General features: G+C 73.7%; 14 protein-coding genes. 9 read left to right on the top strand and 5 right to left on the bottom strand.

Annotation, left to right across the window (positions count from 1 at the left end):
• Positions 1 to 31: 31 nt before the first annotated feature.
• Both AC0693_RS04230 and AC0693_RS04225 read right to left on the bottom strand, forming a co-directional pair.
• Complete coding sequence (locus tag AC0693_RS04230) at positions 32 to 1,480, bottom strand: zf-HC2 domain-containing protein (protein WP_478800913.1); 1,449 nt, start codon at positions 1,478 to 1,480, stop codon at positions 32 to 34.
• Positions 1,477 to 2,040: a sigma factor gene (locus AC0693_RS04225; RefSeq protein WP_478740440.1), complete on the bottom strand. Its 564-nt coding sequence runs from the start codon at positions 2,038 to 2,040 to the stop codon at positions 1,477 to 1,479. Before AC0693_RS04225 ends, AC0693_RS04230 begins: the two co-directional genes overlap by 4 nt.
• Positions 2,041 to 2,316: 276 nt before the next feature.
• On the opposite strand from AC0693_RS04225, the gene AC0693_RS04220 reads away from it, so the two are divergent.
• Positions 2,317 to 2,847 carry an EF-hand domain-containing protein gene (locus AC0693_RS04220; RefSeq protein WP_356411325.1) on the top strand — a complete coding sequence of 177 codons (531 nt, stop codon included), beginning with the start codon at positions 2,317 to 2,319 and terminating at the stop codon, positions 2,845 to 2,847.
• 159 nt (positions 2,848 to 3,006) lie between these two features.
• On the opposite strand, the gene AC0693_RS04215 is transcribed toward AC0693_RS04220, so the two are convergent.
• Positions 3,007 to 3,999 carry an ArsR/SmtB family transcription factor gene (locus tag AC0693_RS04215; RefSeq protein ID WP_478800999.1) on the bottom strand — a complete coding sequence of 331 codons (993 nt, stop codon included), beginning with the start codon at positions 3,997 to 3,999 and terminating at the stop codon, positions 3,007 to 3,009.
• Between the two features lie 83 nt (positions 4,000 to 4,082).
• Between AC0693_RS04215 and AC0693_RS04210 the strand changes: the two genes are divergently transcribed.
• A complete protein-coding gene (locus AC0693_RS04210; protein WP_478800912.1) occupies positions 4,083 to 5,126 on the top strand; it encodes an aldo/keto reductase in 1,044 nt (347 codons plus the stop codon).
• Here the strand turns inward: AC0693_RS04210 and AC0693_RS04205 are convergent.
• A complete protein-coding gene (locus AC0693_RS04205) occupies positions 5,117 to 6,679 on the bottom strand; it encodes a class I adenylate-forming enzyme family protein (RefSeq protein ID WP_478800911.1) in 1,563 nt (520 codons plus the stop codon). The genes AC0693_RS04210 and AC0693_RS04205 overlap by 10 nt on opposite strands.
• 158 nt (positions 6,680 to 6,837) lie before the next feature.
• On the opposite strand from AC0693_RS04205, the gene AC0693_RS04200 reads away from it, so the two are divergent.
• From AC0693_RS04200 to AC0693_RS04185, 4 genes are all read left to right on the top strand, one after another.
• On the top strand, positions 6,838 to 8,049 hold the full coding sequence (locus tag AC0693_RS04200) for an amidohydrolase family protein (protein ID WP_469332924.1): 1,212 nt from the start codon (positions 6,838 to 6,840) through the stop codon (positions 8,047 to 8,049).
• 5 nt (positions 8,050 to 8,054) lie between these two features.
• The gene (locus AC0693_RS04195) at positions 8,055 to 9,215 is read left to right on the top strand and encodes an acyl-CoA dehydrogenase (protein ID WP_478800910.1); all 1,161 of its coding nucleotides are present in this window, start codon (positions 8,055 to 8,057) and stop codon (positions 9,213 to 9,215) included.
• 8 nt (positions 9,216 to 9,223) lie between these two features.
• A complete protein-coding gene (locus AC0693_RS04190; RefSeq protein WP_478800998.1) occupies positions 9,224 to 10,249 on the top strand; it encodes an acyl-CoA dehydrogenase family protein in 1,026 nt (341 codons plus the stop codon).
• A gap of 257 nt (positions 10,250 to 10,506) precedes the next feature.
• Positions 10,507 to 10,968, top strand: coding sequence for an ATP-binding protein (locus AC0693_RS04185; protein ID WP_478800909.1), 462 nt, complete (start codon positions 10,507 to 10,509; stop codon positions 10,966 to 10,968).
• 185 nt (positions 10,969 to 11,153) lie between these two features.
• Here the strand turns inward: AC0693_RS04185 and AC0693_RS04180 are convergent, their stop codons facing one another.
• Entirely contained in the window at positions 11,154 to 12,080 is a 927-nt protein-coding gene (locus tag AC0693_RS04180) for a cyclase family protein (RefSeq protein ID WP_478800908.1), read from the bottom strand.
• Positions 12,081 to 12,176: 96 nt separating this feature from the next.
• Here AC0693_RS04180 and AC0693_RS04175 point away from each other — a divergent pair, with 96 nt between their 5' ends.
• Genes AC0693_RS04175 through AC0693_RS04165 form a run of 3 tightly spaced genes read left to right on the top strand, consistent with a single transcriptional unit; the run spans position 12,177 to position 15,375 of the window.
• Positions 12,177 to 13,097, top strand: a complete 921-nt coding sequence (locus AC0693_RS04175; RefSeq protein ID WP_478740435.1) for an SDR family oxidoreductase — start codon at positions 12,177 to 12,179, stop codon at positions 13,095 to 13,097.
• 8 nt (positions 13,098 to 13,105) lie between these two features.
• Positions 13,106 to 14,311 carry an acyl-CoA dehydrogenase family protein gene (locus AC0693_RS04170; protein ID WP_478800907.1) on the top strand — a complete coding sequence of 402 codons (1,206 nt, stop codon included), beginning with the start codon at positions 13,106 to 13,108 and terminating at the stop codon, positions 14,309 to 14,311.
• Entirely contained in the window at positions 14,308 to 15,375 is a 1,068-nt protein-coding gene (locus AC0693_RS04165; protein ID WP_469332932.1) for a Zn-dependent alcohol dehydrogenase, read from the top strand. Before AC0693_RS04170 ends, AC0693_RS04165 begins: the two co-directional genes overlap by 4 nt.
• Positions 15,376 to 15,397: the final 22 nt, after the last annotated feature.

Here is a 15,397-nt window from a genome sequence, read left to right as displayed (position 1 = left end):
CAGCGCCACCGGCGGGGCTGGAGCGCCCCGGCTACAGGCGGCTCAGGGAGGCCGTGGCGAAGAGGACTTCGCGGATGGCTTCGCGGTCGCCGAGCTGGCCCGCCGCCGCGTCCTGCGGGGAGATGTGGCCCGCGGCCAGTTGGCAGAACTCGACGCCGTCCAGGGCGATCTCGGCCACCGTGTGTTCCGCGGAGGTCGCCGCCGCCGGGGAGTCCAGGGCGATGTCCCAGCCGCCACCGCCCGCCCCCTCGATCTCCAGGTGCAGGGTGCGGCCGGGGGCGCCGGCCGCGACCAGGCGGCGGGGCGGGGCGGCCAGCCCGGCGCGGCGGCGGCCCGCCAGCGCGCCCGGGAGCAGCCGCGCCGCCAGGTCGATCATGCGGTGCAGGTGCGGCCCGGACGGCGGGTCGTACGGGTAGTCCACCGCCTCCGCGATGTCCCCCGCGTGCACCCAGCACTCGAAGGCCCGCTCCAGGAAGGCGTCCCCCAGCGGCAGCGCGAAGTCCCCGTAGGCCACGGCCAGCTCGGCGATCCCGTGCCCGGCGAAGGACACGGTCCGCACCAGCGTGTGCCCCTGATCCCGCCACGGTTCGCGGACCTGGCGGGTGACGGGGTGCGGGGAAGAGCTCCAGAACCGCTCGGTGCGTCCGGCGGGGCCGGGCGGCGCGTCCGGGCCGAGCGGGTCGTCCAGCCCGAGGGCGGCCGCGATCAGGCCGTCGACGGTCAGCAGGTGGCCGATCACCCCGGCCACGGTCGTCCGCCGGGACCGCGGACCCTCGTCCTGGAACCACTTCAGCCGCACCGGCGTGTGCCATTCCGCGTCGCCGAAGTCCCGCAGCAGCGCGTCGAGCCGTGCCGTCTCGGTGTCGTACGGGGTCGCCCACACCGGAACGGGGATCCGGGCCGGCCGCCTGCCCAGGCAGTCCTCCAGCACCCGCGACCGCAGCAGCGGCTTGAGGTCGAGGCTCTCCTCGGGGCGCAGCAGGCCGACCGCGTCGCGCAGCCGCAGCGCCTCGTCGGCGCAGGGCGCGCAGGCGGTGAGGTGGTCCTCGACGGCCTCGGTCTCCTCCGCCGAACACGCGGCGAGCGCCCACGCGCCGAGCAGGGACTTCAGCACGGCGTGCGTGGGCGGCGCGCAGGGGCGCACGGGAGGCGGCGGTTCGGCGGCCGGGGGCGGCTCCGGCTCGGCCTGCGGCGGCTCGGCGCCGAGGGCCTGCGGCGGCTCCCGGTCGTCGGCCTCCGGCAGTTCAGGGTCCGCCTCCGCAACCTCGCGGTCGGCCTCCGCAGCCTCGCGGTCCCCCTCCGGGGACCCCGGGTCGGCGTCCGGCGGCTCGCGGTCGGCCGCCGGCGGCAGGGACGTGACCGGGGGCAGCCGGTCCCAGTCGTCGGCGGCTCCGCGGGGGCCGGGTATCCACGCGCCGGCGCCGGAACGGTCGCCGCGCCCGTCGTACGCGTCGTCGGGTGACTCGGCGGGGCCGTTCATCGGCTGCTTCCGTATCCGGGCGGGGAGAGGTCTTCCTGCGGCAGGTGGTGGGCGGTGGACAGGAGTTGCAGGCCGAGCCGCAGCCGGCGGCGCGCCTCGTCCTCGCTGATCCGCAGATCGGCGGCCGCCTGGCGGTAGTCGCGCCGCTTGAAGTAGGCGAGTTCGAGGGCGGCCCGCAGGGGAGCGGGCATCGAGGTGACGATGTAGTCGGCGCGGGCGGCGACGTTGGCGCTGCGGACCTTCTGTTCCAGTTCCTCGCGCGAGCCGCGGCCCAGTTCCGCCTGGCGCAGCCGGGCGACGGCCCGGCCCTGGGTGATCCGGGCGACCCAGGAACGCATGGAGCCCTGCTTGGGGTCGTAGGCGTCCGGGTTCTCCCAGATGTAGCCGAAGACTTCGCGGGTGATGCGGTCCGCGGCCTTCTCGTCGCGCAGTACGCGGTGGGCGAGGCCGTGGACGAGCGACGCGAAGCGGTCGTACAGCTCTCCGAGCGCGGCGGCCTCCCCGCGCGCGAGCCGCTGCTGCATCCGGCGGTCCCAGCGGGGTGGTGCGTCCTTCGCCATCGTGCCCCCAGCCGTGTGTCGACTCCTCGAATGTAGTGGGCACATGGCCCGCGCGCCTGTTTTGGGGCAAGCCCGCCCCGCAAGCGCACCCTCCGTGGTAAAGGACCCGACGCTGCGTCATGGGCACATCCGTACGCGCCCCGTCGCGCTTCCCGTGCGCGGGTTCGATGCGGCCACCTGCTTGCCGACTTCGCTTAACGCGCAGGCCACCGAGGCCGTACGCTTCCGCCTGTCTTGATCTGAACCCCACCGCACATGTGAAGGCGGAAGCCGAAGATGGACAGCGCAGAGTACGAGCGCAAGATCGCCGCCCGATTCGCCACTTTCGACCAGGACGGCAACGGCTATATCGACCGCGAGGACTTCAGCGCGGCCGCCAAGGCCGTACTGGCCGAATTCGGTACGGCGGCCCGATGCGACAAGGGACAGGCCGTCTTCAACGGCGCCGAGGCCTTCTGGCAGGGCATGGCCGGGATCGCCGACGTGGACGGTGACCAGCGGGTGACCCGCGAGGAGTTCATCACCGGGGCGGCCAAGCGGCTGCGGGACTCTCCAGAGCGGTTCGCCGAGATCGCCCGCCCCTTCCTGCACGCGGTCATCGCGGTGGCCGCGGACGCGGACGCCGGGGGCGGGCCGGGCACCAGCCCGGAGGCGGCGGCGCGCGTGCTGCGCGTCCTCGGCACCGAGCCGGAGCTGGCCACCCGCGTGGCGGCGGCCCTCGACACCGACGGCGACGGCCTGATCTCCGAGGACGAGATCCTCACCGCCTTCGCGGGCTACTGCGGCGTGGCGGCCCCGGACGCCTGAACCGGCGGGTGCGCGCACGGCGGGCCGCCGACCGGCTCCGGCTGCCCGCCCGGTCCGCGGTGCCCCGCCCCGCGCGGTACGCAAGGCCCCCGCGCCGTACGCCGTTCGGCGGCCCCCCGGTACGCCGGCGCCCGTACGTGCCCGCCCGCGCGAGAGCGTCTAGCCGGAGGCGGAGGCGGAGGCGGCCCGGAGCAGGGTGTCGGCGGCGGCCGTGCGCGCGTACAGGACCGAGCGCCCGGCCCGGTGCGCGCTGACCAGACCGGCCCGCCGCAGTGCGCCCAGGTACTGGGAGACCGCGGCCGGGGACAGACCGGTGCGGTGGGCCAGCTGCGTGGTGGACGCGGGCGTGTCCAGCTCGGTCAGCAGGCGCGTCCGCGACCGGCCGAGTACGGCGCTCAGCGCTTCCGGGTCGGCGGCGGGCCCGGGCGCCCACAGTGAGCCGGTGCCGCGCGCGGGGTAGGCGAGTTGCGGCGGATCGGGCGGGACCTGGGTCGTCAGCAGGCGCGGCCCGGTGAAGGCCGAGGGGACCAGCAGCATGCCCGGGCCGGTGGTGGTCCGCGGCATGGGCCTGCCGCGGCGGGTCAGGTGGAGCGCGCTGCCGTCCCACCGCACCGACGCGTGCAGTTCGTTCAGGACCTCGCCCGCGCCGTGCGCGGCGACCCGGCGGGCCCGGTGCAGGACGTCGGTGTCGAGCACCGCGCGGATCCGCGCCCAGTAGGGGGCGAGCGCCAGGTCCCAGTAGGCGCCGATCTCCTGGGTGACGCGGGCCAGCCGGGCCGGCGGGTCGTGGTGCAGGGAGCGCAGCCGGGGACCGGGGGGTCCCTGGTGGTGTGCGAGGTGGTCGAGGTCGCGGCGCACCCGCTCGGCGGGGGCGGCCCCGATCGCGGCCAGTTCCCCGGCCAGCGTGGGGGCGGGGCCGGTGGGGGCGGGGTTCAGGAAGTACGGGAAGAAGCCGGTCGGCGGGACGAGCTCCGCGAGCCAGCCCCGGTCCAGCCCGGCGGCCGCCACCCGGGGCCGGACCTGCTCGGTCCAGGGCCGGTGCAGCGGGGAGGCGTCGGTGCGGGCGGACAGCAGCCGGAAGCTGGTCACGACCTGCCACATCGGTGAGACGGCGAAGCGCACCTGTGCCAGGTCGCTCGCCGTGAAGGCCAGTTCCGCCAAGGCGCCCGCCCCTTGAGGATTCACACATGTCCGAATCAGTGGCGGTCACCCTATCGTGTGGAGATCATTCCGCCATGACCCCAGACCGGGCCCCGGACCGGCCCCCTCACCCCGCCCAGAGCCCCGCCCCGCACCCGACTCCGAAAGCGGCCCCGTACGTGACCTCGCACTTGACCCCGGCCCCCGCCCACGCCTCGGAGGACGTCACCGCCGCGGCCTCCGGCACCTGGAAGCTCGGTGACCTGGAGGTCAACCGGATCGGCTTCGGCACGATGCGCCTGCCGCAGACCGGCGAGGCGCTGATACCCGGCGCCGTGCCGCGCGACCGCGGCCAGGCGGTCGCGGTGCTGCGCCGGGCGGTGGAGCTGGGCGTGAACCACTTCGACACCGCCGCGTTCTACTTCTCGCCGCTGCTGTCGGCCAACGAGCTGATCAACCGGGCGCTGGCGCCCTACGCCGACGACCTCGTCGTCGTCACCAAGGTCGGGCCCGCCCGTGACGCCTCGGGGGAGTGGACCGCCCACGCCGGTCCGGGGCAGCTGCGCGGGCAGGTGGAGGAGAACCTGCGCCAGCTGGGCCGGGACCACCTGGACGTGGTGAACCTGCGCGTCGTGGGCGACGGTCCGGTCGCCGAGCGCTTCGGCGCGCTGGCCGACCTCCGCGAGGCGGGGCTCATCCGGCACCTGGGGCTGTCCAACGTGCGCCCCCACCAGCTTGCCGAGGCACGCGCCATCGCACCGGTGGTCTGCGTACAGAACGCGCACGGCATCGGCGGATCGCCCGCGCAGGCGGAGTTGCTGCGCGCCTGCGGCGAGCAGGGCATCGCCTTCGTGCCCTTCTACTCGATCGCCGGGAGCGGCCGTACGGCGGGCGCGGCCGGGGGCGGCGAGCGGGGGTACACGGGCGAGGAGGACGGCGCGGACGCGGTGCGGACCGTCGCCCGCGCGCACGGGGTGAGCGCGGCGCAGATCCGGCTGGCGTGGACCCTGCACCAGGGCCCGCACGTCCTGGCCATCCCCGGTACGGGCGACCTCGGCCACCTCGCCCAGAACGTGGCCGCCGGCGCCGTCCGCCTCTCGGCGGCGGACCTGGCCGCCCTGGACGCCTCCTACGCGTAGCGCTCGCGCAGCTTGTACTTGAGGACCTTGCGCAGGGCGTCGTTGCGCGGGAGGGCGTCCACCAGCTCCAGCTGTTCCGGGAGCTTGTGGGTCGCCAGGCCCTCGGCGCGCAGGTAGGCGGTCACCCGCTCCAGGGTCAACGGCTCGGCCCCGGCGCCCTGTTCGACGACGGCGCAGACGCGTTCGCCGCGCTCCGGGTCCGGCAGGCCGATGACGGCCACGTCGCCGACGCCTGGGAGCCGGTGCATCAGGTCCTCGATCTCCTTCGCGGAGATGTTCTCGCCCTTGCGGATGATGACGTCCTTGCTGCGGCCGGTCAGGACGAGGTAGCCGTCCTCGGTGAGGTGGCCGAGGTCGCCGGTGATCAGGTACCCGTCGGCGTCGAAGGCCGCGGCCGACTGGTCGCGGTCGAGGTAGCCCTGGCAGACGGCCTCGCCGCGCAGCCGGACCTCGCCGTCGGTCAGGGCGGGCAGGGGGGAGCCGTCGGGGCCGGTGATGCGGATGGACATGCCCGCGGGCGGGCGGCCCTCGGTGGTGGCGAGGTGCTCGGCGGTGTCCAGCGGCGAGCCCATGGTGATCATGGGTACCTCGGTCATGCCGTAGCCGTGGGTCAGCTGACATCCCAGCTCGCGGACCACCGCGTGGTAGATCTCGGGCGGCTTGGGCGCCCCCCCGCCCGCCAGCAGGCGCAGGGTCGGTATCAGCGGTACGCCGGGGGCCTTGCGCTGCTCGGCCAGGAACATCGAGTAGAAGGCGGTGGAGCCGCCCGCGATGGTGACCCCGTGCCGCCGGTAGCCGGCCAGCGCGTCCGGCATGGCGAACTTCTCGAAGAGCACCGCGGGGAACCCGTAGAGCAGCAGCATCACGGTGTAGTCGGGCCCGGCGATGTGCGCGAAGGGGAAGGCCATCGAGCCGACGTCGGTGGGGCCCAGGTGCAGGGCGTGGGCGAGGCAGGAGCCGCCCGCGATCAGGGAGCGGTCGGTGTGCAGGACGCCCTTGGGGTCGGAGGTGGTGCCGGAGGTCCAGTAGATCCACCGGACGCCGGTGCCGGAGGCGGGCGGCGGGGGCAGCACGGCCGGGTCCCCGTCGGGGAGGTCCTCGTACGCCTCGAACACGCCCCGCGCGCCCAGGCGTTCGGCCATGGCGGTGTGGTCGTACCCGCGCCGGACGCCGGGGACGGCGAAGAACTCGGCCTTGGACTCGCGCAGCGCGAAGCCGACCTCGCGGTCCCGGTAGAAGGGGATGACGGGGGACTGGACGGCGCCGATCCGGGCGAGGGCGACGGACAGCAGGACGGTCTCGATGCGGGTGGGCAGCTGCCAGGCGACGACGGTGCCGGGGCGCACGCCCATGCCGTACAGGCCCGCGGCGACGCGTTCGGCGCGCTCCCGCAGGGCGCCGAAGGTCAGGGTGCGGTCGTCGGCGGGGTGCTCGGCGGCCTCGATGAGCACGGTCGCGTCCGGGGTGAGGGCGGCGCGGCGCGCGATCAGCTCCCAGAGGGTGGGGGACCGCTCCAGGTCCCGCGCGGTCGCGGTCGCCGTGTCGTCCGTCATTACCGGCCTCCCGGTCCAAAGGCTGCTCGCGCCATGTATCTGACCCTCCGTCAGATACAGCGCAGAGCGTAGGGCTCCGGCGCTTGTCGGTCCAGGGGTGGCGGAGCTAGCTTGTTTCTGACGATCCATCAGATGCGCCAGCGAGGGGAACCGGACACATGGAACTGCCCCGGATCATCAGCGTCGACGACCACGTGATCGAACCGCCGCACCTCTTCGACACCTGGCTCCCCGCCAAGTACCGCGACCGCGGCCCGAAGGCGCTCACCGCGGGCATCGGTGAACTCGCCTACACCGGCGGCAAGTACGTGATCACCATGGACCCGGACGGACCGCCCACCGACTGGTGGATCTACGAGGACCTCAAGTTCCCGTACAAGCGCAACATCGCCGCCGTCGGCTTCGACCGCGACGACATGACCCTCGAAGGCATCACCCGCGCGGAGATGCGCCGCGGCTGCTGGGACCCGGCGGCGCGGCTGGCCGACATGGACCTCAACCACGTCGAGGCCTCGCTGTGCTTCCCGACCTTCCCCCGCTTCTGCGGACAGACCTTCGCCGAGGCCCACGACAAGGAAGTGGCCCTGGCCTGCGTGCGCGCGTACAACGACTGGATGGTCGAGGAGTGGTGCGGCGACAGCGGCGGCCGGCTGATCCCGCTCTGCATCATCCCGCTGTGGGACATCGGCCTCGCCGTCGCCGAGATCCACCGCAACGCCGCCCGCGGCGTGCGCGCCGTGACCTTCTCCGAGATCCCCACCCACCTCGGGCTGCCGTCCATCCACTCCGGGTACTGGGACCCCTTCTTCGCCGCCTGCCAGGAGACCGGCACGGTCGTCAACATGCACATCGGGTCCAGCTCCCAGATGCCCGCCGCCTCCCCCGACGCGCCGCCCGCCGTCCAGGCCTCGCTCAGCTTCAACAACGCGATGGCCTCGATGATGGACTTCCTCTTCAGCGGCGTGCTCGTGAAGTTCCCCACTCTCAAACTGGCTTACAGCGAGGGTCAGATGGGCTGGATCCCCTACGCCCTGGAACGCGCCGACGACGTCTGGCAGGAGCACCGCGCCTGGGGCGGCGTCCGCGACCTGATCCCCGAGCCGCCCTCCACCTACTACTACCGGCAGATGTTCTGCTGCTTCTTCCGCGACAAGCACGGCATCGCCTCGCTCGACGTCGTGGGCCGCGACAACGCCACCTTCGAGACCGACTACCCGCACGTCGACTCGACCTTCCCGCACACCAAGGAGGTCGCCCTCGACCACGTCAAGGGCCTCGACGAGGAGACCGTCTACAAGCTGATGCGCGGCAACGCCATCCGGATGCTCGGCCTCGACCTCGACCGCGACCGGCGCCCGGCGGGACGGTAGCCGCGGTGGACCTCACCTACACCGAGGAGGAGCGGGAGTTCCGGGCCCGGCTGCGCGCGTGGCTGGGCAAGGTGCTCCCCGAACTGCCCGCGCGGCCCTCCCCCGACGACTGGCCCGGCCGCCGCGCGTACGACCTCGGCTGGCAGCGGCGGTTGTACGACGCGGGGTACGCCGGGCTCCACTGGCCCGTCGACGCGGGCGGCCGCGGCGCCACCCCCACCCAGCACCTGATCTTCCTGGAGGAGACCGAGCGGGCTGGTGCGCCCTACGTCGGCGCCAACTTCGTCGGGCTGCTGCACGCCGGCCCCACCATCGCCGCCGAGGGCACCCCCGGGCAGCGGGCCCGCTGGCTGCCGCCCGTCCTGCGCGGCGACGAGGTGTGGTGCCAGGGGTTCAGCGAGCCGGACGCGGGCTCGGACCTGGCCGCCCTGCGCACGAAGGCGGTGCGCGACGGGGACGAGTACGTGATCACCGGGTCGAAGATCTGGACCTCGCACGCGGAGGTCGCCGACTGGTGCGAACTGCTGGTCAGAACCGATCCGCAGGCCCCCAAGCACCACGGGATCACCTGGCTGGCCATGCCGATGGACGCGCCCGGGGTGAGCGTGCGGCCGCTGCGCACCCTCGCGGGTTCCACCGAGTTCGCGGAAATGTTCCTGGACGGCGTACGGGTGCCCGTCGGCAACCGGGTCGGCGCCGAGAACGACGGCTGGCGCGTCACCATGGTCACCCTGTCCTTCGAGCGCGGCACCGCCTTCGTGGGCGAGGTCGTCGCCTGCCGCCGGACGCTGGGCGCCCTGGCGCGGACCGCCCGGGCCAACGGCCGCTGGGACGATCCGGTGCTGCGCCGCAGGCTGGGGCGGCTGTACGGGGAGTTCGGCGCCCTGTGGCGGCTCACCCAGTGGAACGTGAGCGAGTCGGCGCGCTCCGGCGGGGTCCCGGGCATCGGCGGCAGCGTCTTCAAGCTGCGCTACTCGCACGCCCGCCAGGAGCTGTACGACGCGGCCGCCGAGGTACTGGGAGCGGCGGGCGGGGCGCTCTCGCTGGACGAGGAGTGGACCCTGGACCGGCTCTCGTCCCTGTCGTACACGATCGCGGCCGGCACCTCGCAGATCCAGCAGAACATCGTCGCCGAGCGGATCCTCGGCCTCCCGAAGGGCCGGTGAGGGACACCGTGGACTTCCAGCTGACCGAGGACCAGCGGGACCTGCGCGCGGGCGTACGGGAGCTGCTGGCGGGGCGGTACGGGCGCGAGGCGCTGCGGGCGTCCCTCGACGCGGCGCAGGCGCCCGCCGGGGGCGCGTCGGCGGGCGTGGTCGACCGGGGGCTGTGGCGGGAGCTGGGCGACGCCGGGTTCTTCGCGCTGCGGCTCCCGGAGGGCGGCCCCGACGGGGGCGTCGGGCTCGGGCTCGCGGAGGCGGTGCTGGTCTTCGAGGAGGCCGGGCGGGCGCTGCTGCCGGGGCCGCTGGTGGCCACGCACCTGGCGGCCGGGGTGGTGCCGGGCGCGGCGCAGGGCACGGCGGTGGTGACGGCCTTCGACCTCGGGGGGCCCTTCGTCGCGTACCTGGGGGAGGCGGACGCGGTGCTGGGGGCGGACGGCCCGCAGGAGGTGCCTGCCGCGCTGCCGGCGCGCTCGGTGGATCCGCTGTCGCCCCTGTACCGGGCCGCGGAGCCGGGCACCGTGCCGCGGGAGCTGCGGGACGAGGGGGCGCTGCTGACGGCCGCGCTCCAGCTGGGCAGCGCGCTGCGGACCACGGAGCTGGCGGTCCGGTACGCGAAGGGGCGGGAGCAGTTCGGGCAGCCGATCGGGGCCTTCCAGGCGGTGAAGCACCTGTGCGCGCAGATGCTGGTGCGGGGCGAGGTGGCCCGTACGGCGGTCTACGCGGCGGCGGTGACCGGCGGTCCGGGGGAGATCGCGGGGGCCAAGCTGCTGGCCGACGAGGCGGCCGTGCGCAACGCGCGGGACTGCCTCCAGGTGCACGGCGGGATGGGGTTCACCTGGGAGGCGGACGTGCACCTGCACCTGAAGCGGGCGTGGGTGCGGGCGGAGCAGTGGCGGACGGCCGCGGAGGCCGAGGAAGTCCTGGCGCAGGAGATGCTCGCGCGGGAGCTGGGGGAGGCTCCGGCCCGGGCGTCGGGGCGCACACGTGCTGTTACGGCCGGGACGGCGCAGGACGCATGTCTGATTACGGAGAGTTGATATCGGTTTGTGTCCTTCGCGGGACTCCATACCGCCCGGAGTCGGGCATGTGCTCCGGTACGCTCCGACGAATGCGAGCGGTTGAGCGGCGCTGGCGCCGCACAGTATGCAGCACGCCTACTCCTTCGCGCGGGAATATGCCCGAAGCGCTTGTTGTGGTGACTGTATGTCAACCATGCTGCTCCGCAAGGGGATCACGGTCCGTGATTCCGTACTGTCGCGAGGCGATGTGTCCGCCGGTTCGGGTGGTGTGAGCGGTGCAGGTGCTTCAGGTTCAGCTTGAGGTCGGGCCGGATCCCGCAGAGGTCGGCCGAGCGCGCAGGTGGGCCCGGTCCCGCCTGGCGGGATGCGGGATGGGGGAGGACGAGCCGCTCGCGGACACGTTGCTCCTGCTGATTTCCGAGCTGGTGACCAATGCCGTGGTGCACACCGGCTGTCCGGCGGTGCTGCGGATGCTCTTCGGCGGCCCGGGCGTCCGGGTCGAGGTGGCCGACGCGAGCGATCGGCCGCCGGCCCCCCGGCACGCGGAGGGGGACGACACCAACGGGCGCGGCCTGGAGCTGGTGGACGGCCTCGCGGACCGCTGGGGCTGGCAGCGCGAGGGCGCCGGGAAGCGGATCTGGTGCGAGGTCGACCGGGCCGCGGGGCCCCCGGGATCGCCCGCCGCGGACTTTTCCGAAAAATGTGACCAGGCGCGGGAACCGCACGTGTACCTCTAACGAGGTGTTGACGGACCGTCATGCGTTGATCACTCTTGGGGGGAGCGATTCGTCGCGAGGGGACGCCAAGGGCAGACCTTGACGAGTGCGGGTCGTGGGGTGGCGGCTGCCGTGCGGCGCTCGGGGCGTGCACGAACGTATGCCGCCACCCACAAAGAACGTCGGGTCCCATGCGGTGGGCCCGGTCAGAGGACGGCCACCGGGGCGACCGGTGTGCCCGTCCCGCCGACGAAGGGCTCCGGCATGGCCGAGAGCAGGAACGAATACTTCCGTTCTTCTCCACAGGCTGTGGACAACTTTTCGAGATTCCAGTTCTGACCCTGGTGCATGCCCATCTCGACGAGGTCGAGCGCGTGCACCGGGAGCCACAGGTTCTCGATCTCCGGCGGGAAGATCTCGAAGGTCAGGGTGTCGTTGGCCACCGCCGCGACGTCCCGCGCGTGGAACCACTCGGGGGTGCGGACGGACAGGCCGGGTGACGGGTAGCCGTAGCCGTGCTTGTCGCCCGCCAGGTAGACCTGGACCTGCCCGGTGCGCACGAGGACGATGTCGCCGGCCCGGACGGTGACCCGGCCGAACTCCTCGGCCTCCGCCAGGTCCTCCGGGGTGACCGCGTGCCCGCCGGGCAGCCGGTCCAGGCCCTTGGCGCGGGCCACGTCCAGCAGGACCCCGCGCGAGAGGATCGGCGCGGCCTTGTCGATGCCGCTGAACAGGGCGCGGGAGTGCGCGGTGATGGTGTCGGCGGGACGCCCGTTGTAGATCTTCCCGGAGTGCGAGACGTGGGTGAGGGCGTCCCAGTGGGTCGCCGCCTGCAGGCCCATGGTCACGGCGTCGTCGCTGCACGCGACCGTGCCCGGGCCGAAGAGCTCCTGGTTGATCTGGACCATCGTGTGCAGCGGATTGATCCGGCCCGGGATCAGCCCGGCCTGGACGCCGTCCTCCCGGAGGGGCAGGGCGAGGGGGATCCGGTGCCCGGTGCGGATCTCGGCGGCGGCCGCGCGCACCACCTCGCCGGTGATCAGGTTCAGGGCGCCGATCTCGTCGTCGGCGCCCCAACGGCCCCAGTTGTTCACGCGCTTGGCGATGTCGTGGAACTCGGCGGGCAGGCCCATGGGTCGCTCACTCCTTGTGGACTGGGGCTTGTGCTGGCGCATCCGACTGCCCCTAGAATCTAACGGTCCGTCAGAAACAGCGGGAAGGGGCCGGGCATGGGGAACTTCTTGGCAGACAAGGTCGTCGCCGTCACGGGCGCGGGCCGGGGCATCGGGCGGGCGGTCGCGCTCGCGGCGGCCGCCGAGGGCGCCAAGGTCGTCGTCAACGACTACGGCGTCGGCATCGAGGGCGGCGAGCCCACCAGCGAGATAGCCGACGGCGTGGTGAAGGAGATCCTCGCCGCGGGCGGAGAGGCCGTCGCCGTCGCCGACGACATCTCGACCATGGCGGGCGGACAGCGCGTGGTGGACACCGCCCTCGCCCGCTACGGGCGGATCGACGGCGTCGTCTGCGTCGCCGGCATCCTGCGCGAACGGATGCTCTTCAACATGTCCGAGGAGGAGTGGGACCCCGTCGTCGCCACCCACCTCAAGGGCACCTTCACCCTCTTCCGCGCCGCCTCCGCCGTCATGCGCAAGCAGGGCACCGGCACCCTCATCGGCTTCACCAGCGGCAACCACCAGGGCTCGGTGGCCCAGGCCAACTACAGCGCCGCCAAGGGCGGGATCATCTCGCTCGTGCGCTCCGCCGCCCTCGGCCTCAGCCGCTACGGAGTCACCGCCAACGCCGTCGCCCCCGTCGCCCGGACCCGGATGTCGGCCAACGTGCCGATGGAACTCAAGGAGATCGGCGAGCCGGAAGACGTGGCCGCGCTCGTCACCTACCTGCTCAGCGACAAGGCCGTCGCGGTCGGCGGCGAGAAGATCACCGGGCAGGTCTACACGATCGCCGGACCCAAGATCGCCGTCTGGGCGCAGCCGCGGGAACTGCGCGCCGGCTACGCCGAGGGCTCCTGGACCCCCGAGAAGATCGCCGACTTCCTCCCGGGGACGGTCGGCACCGACCCCATGCCGATGCTGGCCCAGCTGGAGGCCATGGCCAAGGCGGCGGCCGCCAAGGACCGCCCCAACGCGTAGGAGCGACCGTGGACTTCGGCTTCGGGGCAGCGGACGGGGACCTGCGCGCCCGCGCGCGGCAGTGGCTCACCGAGCACCTCGTGGGAGCGTACGGGCGGGCGCGCGGCCTCGGCGGGCCCGGCAGCGAGCACGAAGGGGTCGCCGAACGCCGCGCCTGGGAGCGGGAACTGGGCCGCGGCGGCTGGATCGGCCAGGGGTGGGACGTACCCGACGGCGCCTACGGGCAGCAGCGGCTCCCGCTCACCGGGCAGGTGGTGTGGGCCGAGGAGTACGCGGCGCTGCGCGCACCGGGCCGGGTCGGCCACATCGGCGAGAACCTCCTCGCGCCGACACTGATCGCCTACGGATCCCCCGAGCAGCGGGACCGCTTCCTGCCCGGCATCGCCCGCGGCGAGGAGCTGTGGTGCCAGGGGTACAGCGAACCGGACGCGGGCTCGGACCTCGCCGGGATCCGCACCAGCGCGGTCCGGGACCCGGCGGACGGCCGCCACCGGGTCACCGGCCAGAAGATCTGGACCTCACTCGCCCGGGAGGCCGACTGGTGCTTCGTGCTGGCCCGCACCGAGCCGGGCTCGCGGCGCCACCGCGGGCTGTCCTTCCTCCTCGTCCCGATGGACCAGCCCGGCCGGATCGAGGTCCGGCCCATCCGCCAGATGTCGGGGACCGCCGAGTTCAACGAGGTCTTCTTCGACGGGGCCGAAGCCCACGAGGTGGTCGGCGGCGAGGGCAACGGCTGGAGCGTGGCCATGGGCCTGCTCGCCCTGGAACGCGGGGTCTCCACCCTGGTCCAGCAGATCGGCTTCGCGGCCGAACTGGAGCGGGTGGTCCACGCCTTCCTCGGCTCGGCCCAGGCCGCGGACCCGGTGCTGCGGGACCGGCTCGTGAACCAGTGGGCGGAGCTGCGCACCATGCGGTGGCACGCGCTGCGCACCCTGGGGGCCGCGGCCCCCGACCCGGGGGCGCCCAGCGTGGCCAAGCTGCTGTGGGGCGGCTGGCACCGGCGGCTCGGTGAGCTGGCGGTGGCGGTCCGGGGCGCGGCGGCCAGCGCCGGTCCCGCGCCCTGGGCGCCGGAGACTCCGTACGAGCTGGGCCTCGACGAGGCGCAGCGGCTGTTCCTGTTCACCCGCGCCGACACGATCTACGGCGGCTCGGACGAGATCCAGCGGAACATCATCGCCGAGCGCGTGCTCGGCCTGCCTAAGGAGTCCAGGTGAGAGGCGTCGTGTTCGACGGCAAGCAGGCCCGGGTGGTCGACGACCTGGAGGTCCGCGGCCCCGGGCCGGGGGAGGTGCTCGTCGCGATCAGGGCGGCGGGGCTGTGCCACAGCGACCTGTCGGTGATCGACGGGACCATCCCCTTCCCGCCGCCGGTGGTCCTGGGGCACGAGGGGGCGGGCGTCGTGGAGGCGGTCGGCTCCGGCGTCACGCACGTGGCGCCGGGCGACCACGTCGCGCTGTCCACGCTCGCGAACTGCGGCGCGTGCGCCGACTGCGACCGGGGCCGGCCGACGATGTGCCGCAAGGCGATCGGCATGCCGGGGCAGCCGTTCTCGCGCGGCGGTTCGCCGCTGTACCAGTTCGCGTCCAACTCGGCCTTCGCGGAGCGCACGGTCGTCAAGGCCGTGCAGGCGGTGAAGATCCCTGAAGACATCCCCTTCCCCTCGGCCGCGCTGATCGGCTGCGGGGTCCTGACAGGCGTCGGCGCCGTCCTGAACCGGGCCAGGGTGGACCGCGGCGAGTCGGTGGTCGTCATCGGCACCGGCGGGATCGGCCTGAACGTACTGCAAGGGGCCCGCATCGCGGGCGCGACGACGATCGTGGCGGTGGACGCCAACCCGGCGAAGGAGGCGGTGGCCCGGCAGTTCGGGGCCACGCACTTCATCGACGCCTCGGCCGTACCGGACTCCTCGGCGGCGGTCCGCGAGATCCTCCCGACGGGCGCGGACCACGCCTTCGAGTGCGTCGGCAACGTGAAACTGATCCGCCAGGCGATCGACCTCCTCGACCGGCACGGCCAGGCGGTCCTGCTCGGCGTCCCGGGCTTCAAGGAGGAGGCGTCGTTCCAGGTCTCCTCCATGTACCTCGACAAGACCGTCATGGGCTGCCGCTACGGCTCCTCGCGCCCCCAGCGCGACATCGCCCTCTACGCGGAGCTCTACCGCCAGGGCCGCCTGCTGCTGGACGAACTGGTCACCGAGACCTACCCGGTCGAGGACTTCGCCAAGGCGGCGGACGACGCCCACCACGGCAAGGTGGCACGGGGGGTGCTGACCTTCTGACCCGCGGCGGCGGCAGCGGCAG

The sequence above is a fragment of the Streptomyces sp. NPDC043876 genome, assembly GCF_056435825.1.
This window is presented reverse-complemented; position numbering and strand designations above follow the sequence as displayed.